The organism is Streptomyces luteolifulvus (assembly GCF_008806595.1).
In the GTDB taxonomy this organism is placed as follows: Bacteria; Actinomycetota; Actinomycetes; order Streptomycetales; family Streptomycetaceae; genus Streptomyces; species Streptomyces luteolifulvus.
The window spans coordinates 1-19619 of sequence record NZ_VZRB01000050.1 but is presented as its reverse complement, the minus strand read 5'-3'; the positions used below and the strand labels follow the sequence as shown (position 1 = coordinate 19619).

Annotated in this window: 17 protein-coding genes and 3 pseudogenes; 11 read left to right on the top strand and 9 right to left on the bottom strand. The window is 72.6% G+C overall.

Going from position 1 to position 19619, the window contains the following annotated elements:
• Nucleotides 1–6: 6 nt before the first annotated feature.
• The 5 genes from F7R91_RS38090 to F7R91_RS38070 all read right to left on the bottom strand — a co-directional run bounded on the left by F7R91_RS38090 (nt 7) and on the right by F7R91_RS38070 (nt 9469).
• Nucleotides 7–1305, bottom strand: coding sequence for a TIGR02679 family protein (locus tag F7R91_RS38090; RefSeq protein WP_150957918.1), 1299 nt, complete (start codon nt 1303–1305; stop codon nt 7–9).
• Complete coding sequence (locus F7R91_RS38085; protein WP_150957916.1) at nt 1302–5498, bottom strand: TIGR02680 family protein; 4197 nt, start codon at nt 5496–5498, stop codon at nt 1302–1304. Before F7R91_RS38085 ends, F7R91_RS38090 begins: the two co-directional genes overlap by 4 nt.
• Nucleotides 5495–6832 carry a TIGR02678 family protein gene (locus tag F7R91_RS38080; protein ID WP_150957913.1) on the bottom strand — a complete coding sequence of 446 codons (1338 nt, stop codon included), beginning with the start codon at nt 6830–6832 and terminating at the stop codon, nt 5495–5497. The genes F7R91_RS38085 and F7R91_RS38080 overlap by 4 nt, the downstream gene beginning before the upstream one ends.
• Nucleotides 6832–8418 (bottom strand): TIGR02677 family protein, encoded by a 1587-nt coding sequence (locus F7R91_RS38075; RefSeq protein WP_225321040.1) that lies wholly within the window; start codon nt 8416–8418, stop codon nt 6832–6834. The genes F7R91_RS38080 and F7R91_RS38075 overlap by 1 nt, the downstream gene beginning before the upstream one ends.
• 85 nt (nt 8419–8503) lie before the next feature.
• Complete coding sequence (locus F7R91_RS38070) at nt 8504–9469, bottom strand: pirin family protein (RefSeq protein ID WP_150957910.1); 966 nt, start codon at nt 9467–9469, stop codon at nt 8504–8506.
• A gap of 137 nt (nt 9470–9606) precedes the next feature.
• Between F7R91_RS38070 and F7R91_RS38065 the strand changes: the two genes are divergently transcribed.
• A complete protein-coding gene (locus F7R91_RS38065; protein WP_150957908.1) occupies nt 9607–9954 on the top strand; it encodes a tetratricopeptide repeat protein in 348 nt (115 codons plus the stop codon).
• Nucleotides 9955–10095: 141 nt separating this feature from the next.
• Nucleotides 10096–10743 (top strand): peptide deformylase, encoded by a 648-nt coding sequence (locus F7R91_RS38060; protein WP_150957906.1) that lies wholly within the window; start codon nt 10096–10098, stop codon nt 10741–10743.
• 12 nt (nt 10744–10755) lie between these two features.
• Here the strand turns inward: F7R91_RS38060 and F7R91_RS38055 are convergent, their stop codons facing one another.
• Entirely contained in the window at nt 10756–12189 is a 1434-nt protein-coding gene (locus F7R91_RS38055) for a dihydrolipoyl dehydrogenase family protein (protein WP_150957904.1), read from the bottom strand.
• Nucleotides 12190–12309: 120 nt separating this feature from the next.
• On the opposite strand from F7R91_RS38055, the gene trxA reads away from it, so the two are divergent.
• The gene (gene trxA / locus F7R91_RS38050; protein ID WP_150957902.1) at nt 12310–12699 is read left to right on the top strand and encodes a thioredoxin; all 390 of its coding nucleotides are present in this window, start codon (nt 12310–12312) and stop codon (nt 12697–12699) included.
• Between the two features lie 38 nt (nt 12700–12737).
• Here trxA and F7R91_RS38045 read toward each other — a convergent pair whose 3' ends face one another.
• Nucleotides 12738–13784 carry a LacI family DNA-binding transcriptional regulator gene (locus tag F7R91_RS38045; protein WP_150957900.1) on the bottom strand — a complete coding sequence of 349 codons (1047 nt, stop codon included), beginning with the start codon at nt 13782–13784 and terminating at the stop codon, nt 12738–12740.
• 129 nt (nt 13785–13913) lie between these two features.
• Here F7R91_RS38045 and F7R91_RS38040 point away from each other — a divergent pair.
• The 3 genes and pseudogenes from F7R91_RS38040 to F7R91_RS38030 form a co-directional block, all read left to right on the top strand.
• Nucleotides 13914–14587 (top strand): annotated as a pseudogene (locus F7R91_RS38040) (TetR/AcrR family transcriptional regulator).
• Nucleotides 14588–14603: 16 nt separating this feature from the next.
• Nucleotides 14604–14762, top strand: a complete 159-nt coding sequence (locus F7R91_RS44455) for an FAD-dependent monooxygenase (RefSeq protein ID WP_150957898.1) — start codon at nt 14604–14606, stop codon at nt 14760–14762.
• A pseudogene (locus F7R91_RS38030) lies at nt 14750–15103 on the top strand (FAD-dependent monooxygenase); the annotation flags it as partial. The gene F7R91_RS44455 and the pseudogene F7R91_RS38030, both read left to right, overlap by 13 nt.
• 29 nt (nt 15104–15132) lie before the next feature.
• On the opposite strand, the gene F7R91_RS38025 reads toward F7R91_RS38030, so the two are convergent.
• On the bottom strand, nt 15133–15795 hold the full coding sequence (locus tag F7R91_RS38025; RefSeq protein ID WP_225321038.1) for a TetR/AcrR family transcriptional regulator: 663 nt from the start codon (nt 15793–15795) through the stop codon (nt 15133–15135).
• A gap of 116 nt (nt 15796–15911) precedes the next feature.
• Between F7R91_RS38025 and F7R91_RS38020 the strand changes: the two genes are divergently transcribed.
• Nucleotides 15912–16475 (top strand): NAD(P)H-dependent oxidoreductase, encoded by a 564-nt coding sequence (locus F7R91_RS38020; RefSeq protein ID WP_150957893.1) that lies wholly within the window; start codon nt 15912–15914, stop codon nt 16473–16475.
• A 90-nt stretch (nt 16476–16565) separates the two neighbouring features.
• Here F7R91_RS38020 and F7R91_RS38015 read toward each other — a convergent pair whose 3' ends face one another.
• On the bottom strand, nt 16566–16919 hold the full coding sequence (locus tag F7R91_RS38015) for a hypothetical protein (protein WP_150957891.1): 354 nt from the start codon (nt 16917–16919) through the stop codon (nt 16566–16568).
• Nucleotides 16920–17100: 181 nt separating this feature from the next.
• On the opposite strand from F7R91_RS38015, the gene F7R91_RS38010 reads away from it, so the two are divergent.
• The 4 genes and pseudogenes from F7R91_RS38010 to F7R91_RS37995 all read left to right on the top strand — a co-directional run.
• A complete protein-coding gene (locus tag F7R91_RS38010) occupies nt 17101–17364 on the top strand; it encodes a hypothetical protein (RefSeq protein WP_225321037.1) in 264 nt (87 codons plus the stop codon).
• Between the two features lie 155 nt (nt 17365–17519).
• Complete coding sequence (locus tag F7R91_RS38005; RefSeq protein ID WP_150957890.1) at nt 17520–18710, top strand: CaiB/BaiF CoA transferase family protein; 1191 nt, start codon at nt 17520–17522, stop codon at nt 18708–18710.
• A gap of 8 nt (nt 18711–18718) precedes the next feature.
• Nucleotides 18719–19465: a GntR family transcriptional regulator gene (locus F7R91_RS38000; protein WP_150957888.1), complete on the top strand. Its 747-nt coding sequence runs from the start codon at nt 18719–18721 to the stop codon at nt 19463–19465.
• A gap of 20 nt (nt 19466–19485) precedes the next feature.
• Nucleotides 19486–19619: pseudogene (locus F7R91_RS37995) on the top strand (electron transfer flavoprotein subunit beta); the annotation flags it as partial.

The window sequence follows — 19619 nt, the reverse complement described above, 5'->3', positions numbered from 1 at the left end:
GGCCGGTCATCCCAGGTCCTCCAGGAGCAGGTCGAGCGCTGCCTCCTCGTGGAGGGCGATGTCCAGGGCGGTCATGGCCGGGGACAGTTCGGGGTCCCACGTGGCCTCGACCGGTGCTCCGGTGAGAAGGACCTGCGGCGTGCCGTGCAGGTGTGTGCGCGCCGCGAGGTACTCGTAGTCGGCGGCCCGCATACGCCATGGCTCGGCTGCGTACCGCTGTATGACCCGGTTGGCCAGACTGATGCCCGGCCAGTCGAAGTCGCCGTGGTAGGCAAGCGTGCTGTCGGCCGCCGCCAGCGTGTCCAACAGCGTGAGGACGACGGTCGTCGCGCTTCCCGAGGTGCAGATCAGGGGTGCCGTGCGGCCGGTGTCGGCCGCGGCCTCGACCACGCGGGGGTTCTCACAGACGTGGACCCTGGTACGCGGAGGTATCTCCAGGTGCAGGGCGCGTAGTTCGCGCAGGGTCAGATGGGTCTCCATGTGGTGGTCGGCGCGCTCACGCAGGGCCGCCTCGCGCCAGGTGCCGCCGGTGGGGCGCAGGCCGTAGGTGAGCACCGTGCTGGAAACCTCGTCGGGGGTGACCGAGGCCGTGCGCCACAGGGCCCGGCGGGCCGGCGCGCCGTCGGGGAACTCGACGCCCCGGGCGAGCGCGATGCCGCGCAGGACGAGCCGGGACAAGAGCGTGCCGTCGTCCAGGCCGTGGGCCGAGCCGGTGGTGCGGGTGGCCAGTTCGCCGCGGCCCCAGGTGGCCGGGGTGGGCCGGGTGCCGGTCCCGGGGAAGAGGACGGCCAGGGTCTGGACGGCCTGGGTGATGACGGTGGCCGCGGTGGGCGGCTCCTGACGGGCGAGTGTGCCGCCGCGTCGTATCTCCTCCAGCCAGCGGCCGGCCCAGGGCTGGGCCGACAGCGATGAGGCCTCCAGCGCTGTCTCCGCCGTCGCCCACACGCGGGCCCGTTCGGCCGCGGCCGCGCCCCGGGCCGCTCGGCGGTCCGTCAGCGGCGGGCCCAGTTCCGCCAGCGTCGCGGCCAGGCCCCGTCCGACGGCGCTGGCACGCAGTCGGGCGTCCAGGTCCGGCAGCCGGATGGTGGCGATGGGGCCCGTGAGCTGTCTCGCCAGGAGGAGGGAGAGGTCCTGGCGCTCCTCGGCGTCCAGTCGCTGAAGCGTGATCGTGCCGGCCGGCCGGAGGCCGTTGCGTTCCAGGCGGGTGCGTGCCGCCGTCCAGAGGCGGGTGAGGCCCGGCCGGGCGAGAAACGCCAGGGCATCCGGGTCCGGGGGGTGTTCGGCGGCTCGTTCGGCGCCTGTCATACGGGCATCAGCCTCCGCTGCCGACCGTTCCATGTGTAGTGGAGCGTGGCCACGCCCCGCACATGCGGGTCGCGCAGGCACTCGTAGATGTGCAGGGCCGGTACGTCGGGCCAGTTGCCGATCAGGCGCTCGCTGGTGAGGACGAAGTCGAGGTCCAGGTCGACCAGGATGCGGCCGAGGCGCGCGTGGGTGGGCTCGTCGACCTTGGCGAAGGCGTCGTCGAGCAGGATGAGCCGGGGTGCGTGCGCGGCGGACTCGGCAAGGCTCGTGAAGTGGGCGGCCGCTGCCGCGAAAAGGACCAGGTACGACAGGACCCGCTGTTCGCCCTGGCTCAATCCGGTGCGGCCGGAGAGCTTGCGGCGGCTGCCCGGGTTCGCGTCGTTCACCACCCACGCCGTGAAGGTGAACCAGTCGCGGTAGTCCAGGGCGGTGCGCAGATGGGAGGCGTAGCCCGCGGCCGGGTCGGCGCGGCGGGCGTCCTCGATCCGCCGCTGCAGGACGTCCCGCAGTTGTTCGGACTGCTCACGGGTGCGCAGGCCCGAGGGACTGCGCAGAAGGTCGACGGCCGCCTTGACGTCCGCTTCCACTCCGTCGGCCAGCTTCCAGTCGAGGGACACGCCCAGGCCGTGCGACGTACGGACCGTGGACAGCGTGGAGTTCAGGGCGGCGACCAGCGAGCCCGCGGCCAGCACCTGCGCGGACAGGTGATCGCCGAGCTCTCCGGTCAGGAAGCGCTGGAAGACCTCGCGTTCACGTTCGGTCAGACGGTCGCGTGCGTCAGCGGCCTGGGCGGCGATGCGCTCGCCGACCAGGGCGATGTCATGCGGGCCGTGGTCGTCGACGAGGCGGCAGAGCTTGATGCCGTCGTGTTCCTCGATGGTCGCGTCGAAGCCGCCGGACAGCTGGTCGCGCAGTTCGGTGTGACGGTTGAGGAGCGTGGTGTCCGAGAGGTCACGGCGCTCGGCGTCGAGTCCTCGGCGAACGGCGTCGACCAGTCGGCGCAGCTCAGTGATGCGCTCGCGGACGTCGTGGTGGACGGGGTCCTGGGACTTCAGGCCGCCGTCCTCCGCGTCGGTGTCGAGCCCGGTCCCCCTGAGCACGCCCGGCAACGACAGGGCCGTACGCAGTCGCCTGCCGCAGGCCAGCACATCGGCCTCCTGGGCGGCGAGTGCCTCGCGCCGCGTCCTGACGTCCTCCTCGGCCCGTACGCGCTGGTCGTGCACGTCGGCCATGTCCTGGCGCACACGCGGGAGTTGACGTCCGACCGCGTCCAGACGGCGTTTCGCCTCGGCCTCGCGGGCGAGGATCTCCTGTGCCGTGGCGCCGAGGGCCTCTTCCAGGGCCCGCACGGTTCGGCGGGCCGCCTCCAGACGTCCGAGCGGCTCGGCGTAGTCGGCTTCGGCCTCCCGGCGGGCCGACTCGGCGCGCTCGTAGTCCGCCCGGCCACCGCGATGACCGTCGGCGGCGGACAGGACCGCGCGCACCCGTCGCCGCAGCCGCTCCGCGCCCTGGCCGAGGCGGTCCAGGGCACGGCGGACCGTTTCCAGCGCGGCCGGGTCCGCCGGGAGGCCCTGAGCACTCGCCGACGCCTCTGTCTCGCGCCGGGCGGCGACGGCGCGGGCACGTGCCTGTTCCGACTCACGGGCGGCCGTGGCCGCCTGTCGGGCGAGGGAGTCGGCGGCACGCTCGGCCTCGGACGTGCGGGCCCACGCATCCGTGAGCCGACGTGCCGAGGGCGGGCGGCGCAGGGTGTCGCCGACCTGGTCGCGATGCTCGGTGAGGATGCGCAGGCCGTACCGTTGCTCCGCCAACTCGCCCTGGAGTTCGGCCAGTCGGAGGTCGAGGTCCGCGAGCGCCCGGCGGCGGGTCTCCGCGCGCACCTCCGCTCCCACATATTCGGCGGCCTGCTTGACGTGGCGGCCGCGGGCGATGCCGAGCCTCCAGGTGCCGTCCGCGCCGATCACGGTGTGCGGCGCCGTCGCCTCGTCGGCCATGACGACATGGCTGCCGGCTCCGGTCAGGGCCACCGCCTCCAGCAGGTGCTCGACCTGCTCGACCATCACTCCGCTGTCCGGCGCGGCGACCGGCCGCAGCACCTGGGCGAGCCTCGCCCCGGCCACCGGTGCACCTGGAACCAGGAGGGTGTCCCGCGTGGCCGGGTCCAGGACCGTGCCGTCGGCGCACACCCAGGCGTCGAGCAGGCCGGAGGCCTCCAGCGCGGCTTCCAGCCCCGCCTGTGTTTGCGGGTCCAGGCCGTCCGCGAAGTCCACCAGCCGGTACAGGGGTGCTCCGGTACCGGGTCCGCGAGGAGCCGTGCGGTGGGCCGGGGGCGGGGGCTCGGGGTCGGTGCGGCGTTCCCATTCCTCGCGCTGGCGCCCGAGGCGGTCCCCTTCGGCCGCCCGTTCGCGGACGGTGAGGGAGAGCGCGTCGCGTTCCTCGCCGAGGTCCCGCAGCCACGGGTCGACGGCGGACCGGGCCGCTTCGGTGATCTCGTCGGGGATCCGGGCGGGCAGCGGGCCGTCCGCCGGGTCCTGCGCGAGCAGGGCGGGCACGGCCTCCAGAGGCACCCCGGTGAGGTTGCGCAGCCGCTCGGTCCAGGCCCGGGCCGCTTCGGCGTACGCCTCTCCCTCTCGCACGGTCTCCTGCCGGCGCTCCTCGGCCCGGGCGCGCGCCTGGTCCGTCTGTTCCTCCAGACGCTCACGGGCGGCATCGGCCTCGTCGGCCTCCCGCCGGGCCCGGTCCGACCGCTCGATGAGGGCGCCCAGTTCGGTGACGGCCCGGGCGCGGTTTCTGATCACCGGCTGCCCCGCGTCGAGCCGGGCGTCCCAGTCGTGCAGCGCCGTCGTGCAGGTCTCGGTGTCCACGGCCAGCACCTCGGTGTGCCGTACGAGGTGGAAGTCGCCGTCGGGGGCGGTCAGTTCCGCCGTGGTGGTCGGCGCGGCCGGCGCGGCGCGGATCCCGACGGGCTCGCCCAGATGCACGGGGTCGAGCCCGGACCGCTCCGCCTCCCGCACCAACTCGCCGTGCACCGTGCTCAGTTCGACCAGGTCCTCGCCGAGCCGTCCGGCCTCCGCGGTGAGGCGCCGTCCGGCCTCCTCCTGGTTGCTGTGCGCCTGGCGGACGGATTTGAAGGCGGTGGCGGCCGCGCTCTGCAGGGCGGTGACGGTGGCGCGCTTCTCCCCGAGCTCCTGGAGGCTGCGGTACCCGGCGCTGGCATGCAGCGCCGCCAGTTCCGTCTGCGCGGCACTCTCCTCGCCCTCGAAGGCTTCGACACGGGCAGCGAGTTCCCGCTCGCGCTCGCGCAGTCCCTCCGCAGTGCGCGCCGCGTCGCCCGTGGACCTGCGGTACTCCATCAGCTGCTCCAGCTCACCGCTCACCCGCTCCGCGCGGCGGCGCAGCGCCCCGTGCAGATAGCCGCGGTAGCCGGTGAGGAAGGTGCTCAGCGCCTGGTCGGTGCGTTCCAGGCGCCCGAGGTCGGCCCGCACGGAGTCGAGGTCGTCGAGATTGCGGGCCACCTTCTCCACGACCTCGTCGTCGAGGGCGGGCAGGGTCTCGGCGAGGACCGAGACCAGTCCGCCGGAGTCGATGCGGTCGCCGATGGTGGGGCGGCGCAGCCGGTGCAGGAGATGGAGGAGGTTGCGGTAGCGCGCCGGGTCGGTGAGGCCGAACAGTTCACGGGCGGCCCTGGCCCGGTGCTCTACGGCACGGTCGGTGACGTTCTCCTGGCCGACCAGCGACTTGAGCCGGTCGAGGGGAAGCGGCTGGCCGGCGGGTGCCAGGTCGAGGTCTTCTCCGACGCGCAGCCGCGTGGTGAAGAAGAACGGCTTCGCCGTCCTGGTCGACTGGGACGCCCGGATGGCCGCGCCGAGGGTGAGGTGGCGGTCATGGCCCTCCTCGTCCGTGCGCACGAACTCCACCCACAGATAGCCCAGCCGGTTGGTCTGTGCGAAGCCGTCGAGCATCAGCCAGAGGAGGGTGGTGCGCCCGGTGCCGGTGGCGTCCAGCGCCCGGGCGTCGCCGTCGAGGAGGTAGGGCAGCAGCATCTCCAGGGCCTTGGACTTGCCCGCGCCGTTCTTGCCGCGCAGCAGCAGCCGTCCGTCGCCGAAGGCGAACTCCTGCTCGTCGTACTGCCAGACGTTCCGGATGCCCGCGCGGTGCAGGCGGTAGCGGTGTGGGGACGGCGGGCGGTTCATCGGGGCGACTCCTCGAAGACGTCGTCCGCTGGGGACTGGTCGGTACGGGGCTTGACCGCCACCGTGGTGGCGTACCGGGCGGCCGCGGCGAGCAGGATCCAGCCGCTGTCCGTACGGCCCTGGCCGCGGGCCTGGGAGACATCGGTGACGGAGCGGCCGTCGGCCACCGACTCGTCGTATCCCTCGGGCAGGCCGTGGCCGCCGGAGCGTACGGGCCCGGCGGGCGCCATCAGACGCATCCGGACGAGAAGGTCGAGGACGGCGGCGAGGAAGCCCTCCCGGTCCTCCAGGTGGCCGCGCTGCCAGTTGCTGCGGCTGCCGTACTCCTCGATCAGCGCGTCGAGCAGCTCGGGCAGCAGCCCGTCCGGGACGGGAACGCCGATCACCAGCCGTCCGCCGACCGCCGGGTGGCCGGGGTCCTCGGGGCGCAGCCGGTCGACGAGCCGTTCCACCAGGAGCAGCGCGGCCTGGGCGACGGTGCCGGTGCCCGGCAGATGCAGATCGGTGAGGTCGCCGTCCGGGTCGACCAGGGCGATGCCCTCGGCACGGATCTCGGCCTCCAGACCGAGGAGTTCGGAGAACGCCTGCGCCTCACGCCGCTGCCGGGTGCGCAGCCATTCGCGCTCGACGTCCGTGAGGTCGTCGAGGTGGACGACGGGGGTTTCGACGAGGCGTCTGCGGACGTAGGTACGCGGTCCTCCGAATCCGGGGTCGGCGGCCCGGCGTACCAGGTCCGCGCCGTCGCGGCTCTGGGCGAGCGGGCCGGCGACGACGGCGCGCGCGATCTCCCGGTCCACGGTCAGCAGCGCCTCCCCGGCCCGCTCTTCGGCGACGGCCCCGACATGGCCCTCGGTCTCCGACAGGACGCCCCAGTCGACGAGTTGCCGCAGTGCCGCCGCGAGCGTCCGCCGTTCGGCCTGCCGCCCGGTGTCGGCGATCTCGATGCCGGCGTCGACGGCCGCCGCCCGCAGATCGGCGACGAGCTGGGAGAGCAGTATCTGTTCCGGGGCGGTGACGAGGACGGACAGGGCGAGAGCCAGGCAGGCGTACGTCCGTGGGGTGAACGGTGTTCCGGTCGACGGCCGTTCCAGGCGGTGGCCGGAGCCCGGGCCGAGGCCCGCCTTGAACAGGCGGGCGTAGGAGGCCTCCACCAGCAGGCGGTATCCGAACACCTGCTGGAAGCGCTGGGCGAGCCAGTCGGCGTGCCGCCGGACCAGGGCGAAGGCGTCGCTGTGGGGTCCGCTGCTGGTGACCAGCGGGTGGGCGAGCAGGAGCCGGGCCGCGGTGCGGCGTTCGGCGGCGAGGGCGACGTCGTGGGCGGAGGGCAGGGGCATCAGGCGCTCGCCTCCGTCACCGCGGACGCGGCGGTGCTCTCGACGGCGACGGCGAGATCGTCCGCGATCAGGTCGCCGTCCACGGACCTGAGGACCGTGGACCGGCCGGGGGTGCGCCAGGCGGTCAGCCGGATGCCGAGGTCCTCGTCGCGGGCCTGGGCCCCGTCGAGCAGGAAGTCGTGGGCGTCCCGGTGCAGTTGGGCGTTGCCGAGGGCGGTGGTGAGCAGCTCCAGCAGCAGCCGCATGGCAGCGGCGCCCAGTCTCACCTGGTCGAACCTGCCGGAGACGCTGCGCAGTTCGTCGGCCGCCGCCTGCCGGGCCGCGGCCTGCTGCTGTGCCTGTTCCATGAGGCGGCTCTTCTGCGCGGAGTGGTCCTCGGCCGCGGCGCTGCGACCCCGCGGTGCCCTGCTGCCGCGCTCGCGCAGCGCCACCGGCACGTCCACCACGGGTCCGTTCCACCAGCTCACATAGGCGGGCACGGCCCGGTCGGGGTCCGGTGCCACGCCCAGATGCCGTGCGCCGTAGAGCCCGAAGGCGGCGACCGCGAGGTCATGGGCCTCCTCCGGCCCCGCGGCGTCGAACCAGGCCGCGAGCCGCAGCAGGTCCTTGCGGCGTGACATCTCGCCGGAGGCCGAGCGCAGCATCCGTTTGGCGTTGGCCAGCAGCGACTGAAGGGCGCGCAGGGTGGCGTCCCGGAGCTGGTCCACCTGGCTGGAGTGTCCCGCGGTGTCGGTGAACCATTCGCGCAGTCCTTCCCAGTCCGCGAGGTCCCGGCCGCGGCTGCGCTGCACCCGGGTCTCGGGCAGTCCGTCGGCGAGCGCTCCGAGGCCCGCCGCGTGTGTGTCGATACGCGCGAGCAGCGCGGGCAGGTGCGGCCATAACGCGTCCAGGTGAGCCGCGATGCGCGGGGCCCGGAAGGAGACGTCCTCGGTGATGGCCTCCACGTAGTCGAGCAGCAGTTCCTTGAACCCCTGGTACTCGGCCGAGTCGAGGTCGTAGCGCGCCAGCACCTGCCCGAGGTAGGCGTAGAAGTCCCGTACCGATTCGGCGAATTCGGCGAACTGGACGAAGAGCGTGCTGATCCGCTCCAGTGCCTGGCGGGGATCCGCGCCGCCCGGCGCCCCGGCCAGGGCGGCGATCTCCCGCAGACCGCGGTCGACGAGGGCGAGCAGCTCGCTGCTCACCTCCCGGGCGGCGTCCGCCCCGGCCAGTACCTCGTCGGCGTCCCGCTGCACCCGCTCCCCCGGTTTGGACAGCTGGTAGCGGGACCGGGAGCGCTGGTACTCGGCGATGCTCGTCGCTTTGACGGTGTGCGTGCTGCGCAGCAGATTGCCCCAGCGCACCAGCTCTTCGAGCCTGCGGGTGAGTGTGTCCGCGTCGAGCGCAGCGCCCGGACCGTCGCCCGCGGCAAGCTTGGCGAGTACGTCGGGCACCGACAGGTCCGCGAGCAGTGTGCCGCAGAAGACCCGCATCACCGCGACGTACTCCAGGCGCTCGGGTGCGCTGAGGTAGGCGTAGGCGGTCAGCCGCTGCCACGCCTCCGCGTCGGTTCCGTCCCCATGTGGTTTCCCTGCCTTCCCCTCCATGCTGCCGAGCGTACGGACCACCACTGACAGTTCGGAGGAAGTCGGGGGAAATCCGTTCGCTCACCCGGCCCGGCCGGTACGCGGATCAGCGGACCCTGCCCCGTGGCTTCAGCGGCAGCGGCGGCAGCTCGGGAGCGGGCAGCGGAGCACCGTCGTAGCCCTTGACCTCCCCGAACCGGGTCCCGGTCGTCCAGTCCTGGCGCGCCTGCTCGATCTCCTCCTGGGACCGGCCGATCCAGTTCCAGAACATGATCAGTTCCTCCTCGAACGGCTCGCCGCCGAGGAGCATCAGGCCCGCGTCCGACTCCGCGCGCAGCGGCAGTCCGTCGCGGCCGCAGCCCAGGTAGAGCATCGAACCGGGCAGCAGCGGCACGCCGTCGACATGGGCCTCGCCGGACATGGACCACACGGCGTACTCGAAGTCCGGCTCCAGAGGCAGGCGTACGTCGGCGCCGCGTGCGAGGGCCAGGTCCGCGCCGACGATCGGGGTGTACGTCGTCCCGGGCGAGGTCGCTCCGTCGAGGTCGCCGAGGATCAGCGTGGCCGTGAGGCCGGGCGCGGTGACGACAGGCAGCTGGGCGTGGTGCTGGAAGTGCGGGTCGATGTGGCGGTGGCTGTCCGGCAGGGCGACCCACAGCTGGGCGCCGTGCAGGAACCGGGCGTGCGGCCGGGGGCTTTCCTCCGAGTGGCTGATGGCCCGGCCGGAGGTCATCAGGCCCAGTTCGCGCGGGCGGATCGTCTGCAGGCTGCCGGTGGAGTCGCGGTGCAGCACCTCGCCCTCGTGCAGCCAGCTCACCGTCTGCAGGCCCATGTGCGGGTGCGGCGGCACCTGCATGCCGGGCTCGTCGGCGATGTCGTCGGGACCGTAGTGATCGACGAAGCACCAGGCGCCGACCATGCGGCGGCCCAGGTTGGGCAGCAGCCGGCGGACTTCGGTGGACTCGCCTAGCTTGACGCGGCGCGGGCTGAGGAGTTCGCGCACGGGCTCCGCCACCACGAAGCCCCGACCGCCGCACAGGGCGGGTACCGCCTCGCGATCAAGATTGCTCATACGGCCCAACCTAGCCCCGTACGGGCCTCCGCGTCAGTCCAACGCCCCCTCGTCACCCCTGACGGCCTGCCGCCCTCATCAGGTGATGGAATTTTCAACCACCCGGTGCGGTTGCAGTCCTCCGCAGGAGGTCAGGAGTGGACATGACGTACTACGACCACGGAACACCGGCCGAGCGCTGGGAGCGCGCGTGGATGTTCTTCGACGCCAAGGACTACGCCGCCGCCGCGCGCGTCCTGCGCGGGCTGGTCGAGGAGGCGCCGGACCAGACCGGGCCGCGGCTGCTGCTGGCGCGCTCCTACTACCACTCGGCCCAACTGCTCCGCGCGGAGGCCGAGTTGCGTGTCCTCGTCGAACGCGACCCGGTGGAGCAGTACGCGCGGCTCATGCTCGGCCGCACACTGGAGCGGCAGGGCCGGCCCGAGGAGGCCGAGTCGCACCTGCGTATCGCCTCGGCGCTCGCGGGCGACTTCGAGCGGCTCTGACCACCGCCGTACGGCGTTCGGGCCCGGTTCCGCGCAGGAACCGGGCCCGGACGCCCGCACTGCCCTGTGCCCGGGGCCCTCACATGACCTGCGGCCACACGCGAAATCGGTCAGCGCTGAGCTCCGTGGCATGCTGGCGCGATGGCATCCCAGAGTGATCGCGCGCCCCTGGCCGAGCAGGTGGAGGAACTCCTCGCCGCCGACGGCCCGTTGACCGTCGTCGCGGCGGGCGACCCGGTGCTGCGGCGCGGGACCGAGCCGTTCGACGGACAGCTCGACGACATGCTGCTGGCGCGCTTCGTGGCGGCCCTGCGCATCACCATGCACGCGGCGCCGGGCGTGGGCCTCGCAGCGCCGCAGGTGGGCGTGCCGCTGCGGATCGCGGTCGTCGAGGACCCGGCGCCCGTGTCGGAGGAGGTGCGGGTGGCCCGGGGGCGGGTCCCGCAGCCGTTCCGCGTGCTGGTCAATCCGTCGTACGAGCCTGTCGGCACCGGGCGGGCCGCGTTCTTCGAGGGCTGTCTGAGCGTGCCGGGCTGGCAGGCGGTGGTGGCGCGGCACGCCGAGGTGCGGCTGACGGGGCAGGACGAGTACGGCCGCGCGGTGGACGAGGTGTTCTCCGGGTGGCCCGCACGCATCGTGCAGCACGAGACGGACCACCTCGACGGCACGCTCTACCTCGACCGGGCGGAACTGCGCTCCCTGTCCTCCAACCAGGCCATGGCCCAGTGGTGGACGCAGCCGACGCCACAGCAGGCGGCGGCATCGCTCGGCTTCGAGCTGCCCCGCTGATCAGGACACCCCCTAGTTGTCCCGGTACGCCTCCAGCAGTCGCAGCCACACCTCGCTGATCGTCGGGAAGGACGGTACCGCGTGCCACAGGCGGCTGATCGGGACCTGGCCGGCCACCGCGATCGTCGCCGAGTGGATGAGCTCGCTGACGCCGGGGCCGACGAAGGTGACGCCGCGCAGGATCTCCCCGTTGAGATCCACGACCATGCGGGCACGGCCGCGGTAGCCGTCGGCGTACAGGCCCGCGCCGGAGGCGGAGGAGATCTCGACGTCCACGGCCCGCACCCGGTACCCGGCCTGTTCCGCCTCCGCGAGGGAGAGGCCGACGGCCGCCGCCTCCGGGTCGGTGAAGACGACCTGGGGTACGGCGTGGTGGTCGGCGGTGGCCGCATGGGCGCCCCAGGCGTCCGACTCCCGGACCGGCACGCCCGAGGCGCGGGCGGCGATGGCGGCACCGGCGATGCGGGCCTGGTACTTGCCCTGGTGGGTGAGCAGCGCGCGGTGGTTGACGTCGCCGACCGCGTACAGCCAGTCGCTGCCGGTCACGCGCAGGCTGTCGTCGACCGGGAGCCAGGTGCCGGGTTCCAGGCCGACGGTGTCGAGGCCGATGTCGCCGGTGCGCGGGGCGCGGCCCGTCGCGAACAGGATCTCGTCGGCCTCGATGCGGTCTCCCTGGTCGGTGGCCACCACGACCGTGCCGTTCTCGCGGGTGACCGACTCGGCCGAGGTGCCGGTGCGGACGTCGGCGCCCGCCTCGGTGAGGGCCTCGGCGACCAGTTCTCCGGCGAAGGGCTCCATGCGGTTGAGCAGGCCCTTGCCCCGGACGAGCACGGTGACCTGCGAGCCGAGGGCCTGCCAGGCGGTGGCCATCTCGGTGGCGACCACTCCCCCGCCGACCACGACGAGACGACCGGGTGCGGCCTGCGCGCTGGTCGCGTTCCTGCTGGTCCACGGCTTCACGTCGGCGAGGCCGGGCAGGTCGGGCAGCACGGCGTCGCTGCCGGTGCAGACGGCAACGGCGTGCCGGGCGGTGAGGATGTGCCGGGCGCCGTCCTGGCCGGTGACGGTCACGGTGCGCGGCCCGGTCAGCCGGCCGTGGCCGCGGTAGAGCACGGCCCCGATGCTCTCCAGCCACTGGGCCGCGCCGTCGTCGTGCCAGTCGGACGTGTAGTAGTTGCGGTGTGCGAGGACCGCGTCGGTGTCGAGGGGGCCCTGTACCGACTGGCGCAGTCCGGGCACGCGGCGGGCGTCCGCACGGGCGATGACCGGGCGCAGCAGGGCCTTGCTGGGGACGCACGCCCAGTACGAGCACTCGCCGCCGACCAGCTCGCTCTCCACGACCGCGGTGGAAAGACCTGCCGCGCGCGTGCGGTCGGCGACGTTCTCCCCCACCGGCCCGGCCCCGAGCACCACGACGTCGTACGCGATGGTTTCCGTTTCCGTCATGGGGCCAGTCTGGTGGGTGGTGTACGCGCTGGCCACATGGGTACGCGCGCGGAATATGTACCAGGGCGGCGGCGTTGTGCCAGCGGCTTCGCCCCAACACCAGGAAGAGGGAATCACGCCATGAGCAGCAGCACCGTGGAGCTCACCAAGGAGAACTTCGACCAGACGGTCATGGACAACGACTTCGTCCTGATCGACTTCTGGGCGTCCTGGTGCGGGCCGTGCCGTCAATTCGCCCCTGTCTACGAGAAGGCTGCGGAGGACAACCCCGACTTGGTGTTCGGCAAGGTGGACACCGAGGCGCAGCCGGAGCTGGCCGCGGCCTTCGGTATCCAGTCGATCCCGACCCTGATGATCGTCCGCGACCGGGTGGCCGTGTTCGCCCAGCCGGGCGCACTCCCCGAGGCCGCCCTGACGGACGTCATCGGCCAGGCGCGGGGGCTCGACATGGACGAGGTCCGCAAGGCGGTCGAGGCGCAGCAGTCCAAGGCCGAACAGAACGGTGAGTGATGCCGAGGCCTGACTCCCCGTAGCTGCCTGGTTGTTGTTCAGCTGGAGTCGCGGTGCACCACCGTGGCTCCCAGCACTTTGTGCGTCTCGGGCGCGGCGGCGGGGTTGTGCACCGTGCGGTCGACCAGTTCGGCGAGGTCGCGGCCGGACGGCAGCTCGATGTGGACCGTGCTGAGCCGGGGCCTGAGCAGCCGGCCGAGCATCAGGTCGTCCGCGCCGATGACGGCCGTGTCCTCCGGGACGGCGACGCCCTGGTCCTGGAGGGCGCGCATCAGCAGCATCGCGTACTCGTCGTTGTACGCGAACACGGCGTCGAGGCCGAGGGCCCGCCAGCGGGCCGCGAGCCGCGCGGCGGCCTCCTCCTCGTAGGCGAGGGGCAGTTCGGTCACGGTGGCATCCGTGCCGCGCAGAGCGCGGCGCACACCTTCGAGGCGGGGCAGGGAGAAGAACTCAAGGCCGGATTCCTCGGGCACGACGACGCCGATACGGCGCCGGCCGCGGGCGTACAGATGGGCTCCGGCGCAGTGGCCGACCTTCTCGTGGTTCATGAGCAGGGCGTGGGCGCCCTCGACGGACTTCGGGCCGAGGGTGACGACCGCCCGTGCGCCGGAGCGCTTGAGCACCGCGACGCCTTGCGGGCCGAGGCCGGAGCCGGGCACCAGCACGGCGACCGGCCGCAGTTCGGCCCAGGCCCGGGCGGCCTCGTCACCGTGCAGTCCGACCGTGCCGTACTGCACGACGGTGTAGTCGAGGCGGCTGAGGGCCCACTGGAGTTCGTTGATGAACCGGCTGTAGAGCGGGCCGACGGGAATGGACGGCGCGGGCATCAGGACCATACGGCTGTGCCCGGCGCGCAGGCTGCGTGCCGCCGCGTGCGGCACGTACCCGAGTTCCTTGGCGGCCTCGTGCACACGGCGGCGCGTGGGCTCGCTGATCCGGACGGCGCTGGTGTTGTTGAGGACGTAGGAGACGGTCGCGCGCGAGACGCCGGCCAGCCGGGCCACATCGGCGCTCGTGGGGACGGAGCGCGGTGCGGGGGGCGAGGGCGCGGGCGTTTTCGGTATCTGCACCATGACGTACGGCATCTTGGCAGAAACCGGGGTCCGCTGGCGGAGCGGGGGACAGGGGCTGACGCACGCCCTGACGCACACCCTGGCCCGAACATGTTCGTCAAGAACTTGTTCGGAGCGAATGCGTTCGTGACGGTGGATGGCATGACAGCTCGTCCCGACACCCCCCGCAGCCGCCGCGAGCGCCCCGCCAAGCCCGCCCTGACCAGGGAGGGCATCGTGGTCGCGGCCGTGGCGATCCTGCGCACCGAGGGGCTTGAGAAGGTCACCATGCGCCGCCTGGCCCAGCAGCTCGACACCGGACCGGCCTCGCTGTACGCCTATGTCCGCAACACCGCGGAACTGCACGCGGCCGTCCTCGACGAACTGCTCGGGACGATCGGGCCGGCACCGGCCGAGCGCTCGTGGCGCGCGCGCCTGGAAAGCGTCCTGACCGCGTACACCGCGATGCTCTTCGAGCACCCGGGCCTCGCGCGCTCCGCCCTGACGGCCCGCCCCGGCGGCCCCCACCACCTGAACCTGATCGAGACTCTGCTGGCCCTGCTCGCCGAGGGCGGCGTCCCATCCCGCCAGGCCGCGTGGGGCGTGGACCTCCTGCTGCAGCACGCCACCGCGACAGCCGCCGAGCACACCGGGGACGAGGCCCCCAGGACGACTGGGACGCCCTGGCCCGCGCCCTGCACGGCGCGTCCGAGCAGTCCCATCCGCACACCGCCGCGCTCGCCGGCGACCTGCTGGCCGGTCCGCCCGAGGCCCGTCTGTCCTGGGCGTTCCGGACCCTGATCACCGGCATCGAGCACACGGCCGTTCCCGACTGACCTCAGGGAGTACGACATGACCCACCACCCCATCACCGTCGTGGGCGCAGGCCTCGGCGGCCTCACCCTCGCCCGGGTCCTGCAGGTGCACGGCATCGAGGCCGCCGTCCTCGAACTCGACGCCTCCCCCCTCGCCCGTGTGCAGGGCGGAATGCTCGACATCTGCGGGCCCTGATCGCCGACGCGGACGGCGTCCTGGTCCCGCGGCGGATCCACGCGCTGCCGTTCGGCCATCGCTGGGACCGGACACCGGGCGTCACGCTGCTGGGCGACGCCGCCCATCTGATGTCGCCGTTCGCCGGTGAGGGCGCCAACCTCGCCATGCTCGACGGCCCCGAACCGGGCCTCGCCCTGGCCGCGCATCCCGATGACACGGAGGCCGCCCCGACCGCCTACGAGGCGCGGCTGTTCCCGCGCAGCGAGGCCGCCGCGGCGGAGTCGGCGCGCAGCGGAGTCCTGTTGTTCCGGGCGGATGCCCCGCAGGGTCTGGTCGACGCGTTCGCCGCGCACAGCTGACGGGAGCGCCGCCCACGACTGACGGGAGCTCAGCAGGGCGGCTCGGTACAGGTCACCCGGGCGACCAGATCGTCCCAGCCGGCCTCCAGCCGCTCCACCGGCATCCCGCACCCCTTGGTCAGATAGTGGATCGCGGCGGGATCGAGGTACCCCATCAGCGTCAGGGCGAGGAGCTCGCAGTCCGCGTCGGGGACGGCCTGCCGCAGCAGCATGGTGACGTGGCCGCGGAGAAACCGTCGGGGCGCGTTGGAGAAGCGCCGGTCCGCCCCCGGATCGGCCGCCAGCTGGAGTTCCAGTTCGTCCGCCGAACGGCACAGCAGCGCACGGCCGAACGCCCGGAGCCGCTCCACGGGTGACGCGCCCGGCCCGAGCGGCGGAGGTCCGCCGAGGAAGGCGGCCTGGAAGTTCTTCTCGGAGTGGTCGAGCAGCGCCAGCAGCAGGCCGTTGCGGTCGCCGAAGCGGCGGAACACCGTCCCCTTGCCCACCGAGGCCGCCGCGGCCACCGCCTCCATGGTCACCCCGGCCGCTCCGTGTTCCGCCACCAGGCGCGCGGCGGCCTCCAGAAGCCGGGCCCGGTTGCGTGCCGCGTCGGCGCGCAGGCACGGGTGGTCCTCCGCGGTGCCGAGCTGCAGCAGCTCGAGCTCCTCGACGGGCTGCTGGGGCTTCGGGAAGGGCTGCGGGGCGGCCGGCATGAAGCAAGCGTAAAGCATCGGGAAGAAACTGGACCGCGGTCCGGTTAAGGTGCTAGAACATTAAACGGACCCCGGTCCGGATCTTTACGGCAGTGTTTCATCCCCTTGGAGTTCCCATGTCTGTTCGCATCCTCGCGCTCGTCGGCAGCCTTCGCGCCGGGTCGCACAACCGCCAACTCGCCGAGGCGGCCGTCAAGCACGCCCCCGCGGGCGCCGACGTGGTGCTCTTCGAGGGCCTCGCCGACATCCCCTTCTACAACGAGGACATCGACGTCGAGGGCACCGTCCCGGCCGCCGCGGCCAAGCTGCGCGAGGCCGCCCGGGCCGCCGACGCGTTCCTCTTCTTCTCCCCCGAGTACAACGGCACCATCCCGGCCGTCCTGAAGAACGCCATCGACTGGCTGTCCCGCCCGTACGGTGCCGGTGCCTTCGACGGCAAGCCCGTCGCCGTGGTCGGCACCGCCTTCGGCCAGTACGGCGGCGTATGGGCGCAGGACGAGGCCCGCAAGGCCGTCGGCATCGCCGGCGGCAAGGTGATCGAGGACCTCAAGCTCTCCATCCCCAGCTCCGTGGTCCGCTTCGCCGAGACCCACCCGGCCGACGACGCCGAGATCGTCACCCAGCTGACGGAGGTCGTCACGGGCCTGCACGGCCACGCGAACGCCGCCGCTGCCGCCTGATCGGCGTCCAGTACGCGAAGGGGGCCGGAGCCGTCGGGCTCCGGCCTCTTCTTGGTGCGGCACGTGGCGCGGGGCGGGCGGTCCCGGCGCTCAGCGGAACTCGTGCACGACCTGGATCTCGCCGACGATGTGGGCGTTGAACTCGTCGAGCTCCTCGGCGGGCACCCACAGTTCGAGGATCGTCTCGCCGCCCGCCTGACGCACGGGGTAGCGGCCGAGGAAGTCCGACTCGACCTCGAAGCGGGTGACGAAGCCTGCACCGTCGTGCTTGACGTTCCAGTCCCGGGCAATCCTGATCGCGTAGTCCTCGTTGAGGACCGGGTAGAAGATCGGCTGGTCGGGCAGCCGGGGCGGCCAGGCGCGCCAGTTCAGCTCGCGCACGAGGTCAAGCTCCTTCGGTCCGGTGGGGCGCCAAAGGGTCGTCGTGGTTCGCCGGCTGGTCATGATTCCGCTCTCGGTACTGGTCCGGCCGCCGTTTGCGGCCGAGGGTGTGTCCGGACGATACGGCCGCAACGGCGTTGGCGGTCAACAGGTTTGCCGAGGAGTCGCCGGCGAGTGCGACGGGCAGTGTGCTCAAGGACGGCTTGCCAAGGGCGTTACAGCGCCCGCGAGAACGGAGGTCCTCGTGACGACGAACCACGTCGCCCCGGCGGCACAGATGTCGCACGCGCAGATCGAGCGTCTCGACGATGTGATCATCGCGCTCCTCGCACGTCGCCGGGCGATGGCGCGGGAGCTTCCTCCTCCCGTCCGGGCCCGTGCTGTGGACCCCGACTTCATGGCTGCGGTACGGGAGCTGACGGACCGCTACCGCCAGGAGCTCGGGGGTGCCGGTGAACTCGTCGCGCGCGCGGTGATGGTGCTGTGCCATCCCGACTGCCGGCCCTGACCCCTCCGTCGCCGACACGCCGCCATTGGGGCGTACAAAGCACCGGCATGGTGTGAAGTACCTCACCGAGACACCCCGGCTGACCAGGAAAGCAGAGGTGACAGGGCGGAGAGCGGCGTTGACAGGCTCTTCGATTTGGCCGTACAAATGGCCGCATGAGCCTGCCGCAGCTTCCCCTCTCCGGGATCACGGTGGTCAGCCTGGAACAGGCCGTGGCCGCGCCGTACGCCACCCGGCAGCTCGCCGACCTCGGCGCGCGCGTCATCAAGGTCGAGCGGCCGGGCGACGGCGACTTCGCCCGCCGCTACGACACGACCGTGCACGGTCACTCCAGCTATTTCGTCTGGCTCAACCGGTCCAAGGAGTCCCTGACCCTTGATCTGAAGGCGCCGCGGGGCCGCGAGATCCTCGACCGGCTCCTCGACGGCGCCGACGTCTTCGTCCAGAACCTCGCCCCTGGCGCCGCCGACCGCCTCGGCCTCGACACCGGCACCCTCACCGGCCGCTTCCCGCGCCTCGTCCCGTGCACGATCTCCGGCTACGGCACAACGGGCCCCTGGGCCGACCGCAAGTCGTACGACCTTCTGGTGCAGTGCCAGACCGGCCTGGTCTCGCTGACCGGAACCGCGGAGGAGCCCGCCCGGGTCGGGATCTCGGTCGCCGACATCGCCGCCGGGATGTACGCCTACAGCGGCGTCCTCACCGCCCTGTACACGCGCGCCACCACCGGCCGGGCGCACCCGGTGGAGGTGTCCCTGTTCGAGGCGCTGGCGGAGTGGATGGGCCAGCCCGCCTACTACACCCGCCACGGTGGCACCCAGCCCCCGCGCCTGGGCGCCCAGCACGCCACCATCGCGCCGTACGGCACCTTCACCGCCGCCGACGGCAAGGACGTGCTGTTCTCCATCCAGAACGAACGCGAGTGGGCCGCCCTGTGCGCGGACTTCCTCGGCCGGCCGGAACTGACCGGTGATCCACGCTTCGCGACCAGTTCCGACCGCGTCGCCCACCGCGAGGAGGTCAATGCGATCGTCGCCGAGCGCATCGCCCGCTCCGGCGCCGCCGAGATCCTGAAGAACCTGGAGGCCATCGGTATCGCCTGTGCCGACGTCAACGACGTCACCGCGTTCCTCGACCACCCGGTGCTGGCCGCACGTGACCGCTGGCGCGAGGTCGCCGTGCCGGGTGCGACGGTGCAGGCACTGCTGCCGCCGGCCGACCTCGCGGGCCTGCCCGCGCGCATGGACCCCGTGCCGGCCGTCGGCGAGCACACCGAGAAGATCCTCGCGGAACTCGGCCACAGCCGCGCCGACATCGACTCGCTGCGCGCCGACGCCGTCGTCTGAGGACCGCCATGGCCGAGCAACCCCTTCGCGAGAGCACCTACCTCCGTCTCGCCCGTGAACTGCGCGCGGCGATCCTGCGGCACGACTACCCGGAGGGCGTACGGCTGCCCACCGAGGCCGAGTTGGCCGCCCACCACCAGGTCAGCCGACAGACCGTGCGACGGGCCTTCCAGGACCTCGTCGCCGAGGGCCTGGTCCACCGGGTGCCGGGTCGCGGCACGTTCGCCACGCCGCGCGACGAGCAGTATCTGCGCCAGTTCGGCTCGGTGGACGACCTGATGGGGCTGTCCATCGACACCCGCATGGACCTCGTCGCACCGCTGCACCGGCGGGTCGACGTCGACGCAGCGGGCCGGCTGGGGCTGCATACCGACCAAGTGCACAAACTGGCCTTCCTGCGGCGCCACGAGGAAACGGCGTTCTGCCACACCGCCGTCTTTCTGCCACCCGCCGTCGGCCGGCTGCTGGAGTCCGTCCCGGAACTCACCGAAGCGGGCGCGCCCAGTGCCTTCACGGTCATCGGCCTGCTCGACCAGCGGCTGCCCGAGCCGATCGACGAAGCCGAGCAGAGCATCACCGTCGCGGAGGCCACGCCCGAGATCGCCGGGCACCTCGGCTGCGCACCGGGGCGGGCGCTGCTGCGCGTCGACCGGGTCTACCAGTCGGTCGCAGGTCAGCTCGTGGAGCTGGCCATCAGTCACTTCCTCCCCGAGCACTACTCGTACCGCGTGCGGCTGAAGCGCAGCGGCCATTGATGTCAGAACAGGAGCAAGTTGTGAGTCTGAGGATCGTTGTCACTGTGAAGTACGTGCCCGACGCCACTGGCGACCGGCACTTCGCCGATGACCTGACCGTCGACCGGGACGACGTGGACGGTCTGCTCTCCGAGCTGGACGAGTACGCGGTCGA

Coding starts and splice junctions, on each gene's coding strand:
- F7R91_RS38085 (WP_150957916.1), bottom strand. CDS start 5,498: ATGAACCGCCCGCCGTCCCCACACCGCTACCGCCTGCACCGCGCGGGC.
- trxA (WP_150957902.1), top strand. CDS start 12,310: ATGAGCAGCAGCACCGTGGAGCTCACCAAGGAGAACTTCGACCAGACG.
- F7R91_RS38005 (WP_150957890.1), top strand. CDS start 17,520: ATGAGCCTGCCGCAGCTTCCCCTCTCCGGGATCACGGTGGTCAGCCTG.
- F7R91_RS38090 (WP_150957918.1), bottom strand. CDS start 1,305: ATGACAGGCGCCGAACGAGCCGCCGAACACCCCCCGGACCCGGATGCC.
- F7R91_RS38000 (WP_150957888.1), top strand. CDS start 18,719: ATGGCCGAGCAACCCCTTCGCGAGAGCACCTACCTCCGTCTCGCCCGT.
- F7R91_RS38080 (WP_150957913.1), bottom strand. CDS start 6,832: ATGCCCCTGCCCTCCGCCCACGACGTCGCCCTCGCCGCCGAACGCCGC.
- F7R91_RS38075 (WP_225321040.1), bottom strand. CDS start 8,418: ATGGAGGGGAAGGCAGGGAAACCACATGGGGACGGAACCGACGCGGAG.
- F7R91_RS38055 (WP_150957904.1), bottom strand. CDS start 12,189: ATGACGGAAACGGAAACCATCGCGTACGACGTCGTGGTGCTCGGGGCC.
- F7R91_RS38020 (WP_150957893.1), top strand. CDS start 15,912: ATGTCTGTTCGCATCCTCGCGCTCGTCGGCAGCCTTCGCGCCGGGTCG.
- F7R91_RS38045 (WP_150957900.1), bottom strand. CDS start 13,784: ATGCCGTACGTCATGGTGCAGATACCGAAAACGCCCGCGCCCTCGCCC.
- F7R91_RS38070 (WP_150957910.1), bottom strand. CDS start 9,469: ATGAGCAATCTTGATCGCGAGGCGGTACCCGCCCTGTGCGGCGGTCGG.
- F7R91_RS38015 (WP_150957891.1), bottom strand. CDS start 16,919: ATGACCAGCCGGCGAACCACGACGACCCTTTGGCGCCCCACCGGACCG.
- F7R91_RS38025 (WP_225321038.1), bottom strand. CDS start 15,795: ATGCCGGCCGCCCCGCAGCCCTTCCCGAAGCCCCAGCAGCCCGTCGAG.
- F7R91_RS44455 (WP_150957898.1), top strand. CDS start 14,604: ATGACCCACCACCCCATCACCGTCGTGGGCGCAGGCCTCGGCGGCCTC.
- F7R91_RS38060 (WP_150957906.1), top strand. CDS start 10,096: ATGGCATCCCAGAGTGATCGCGCGCCCCTGGCCGAGCAGGTGGAGGAA.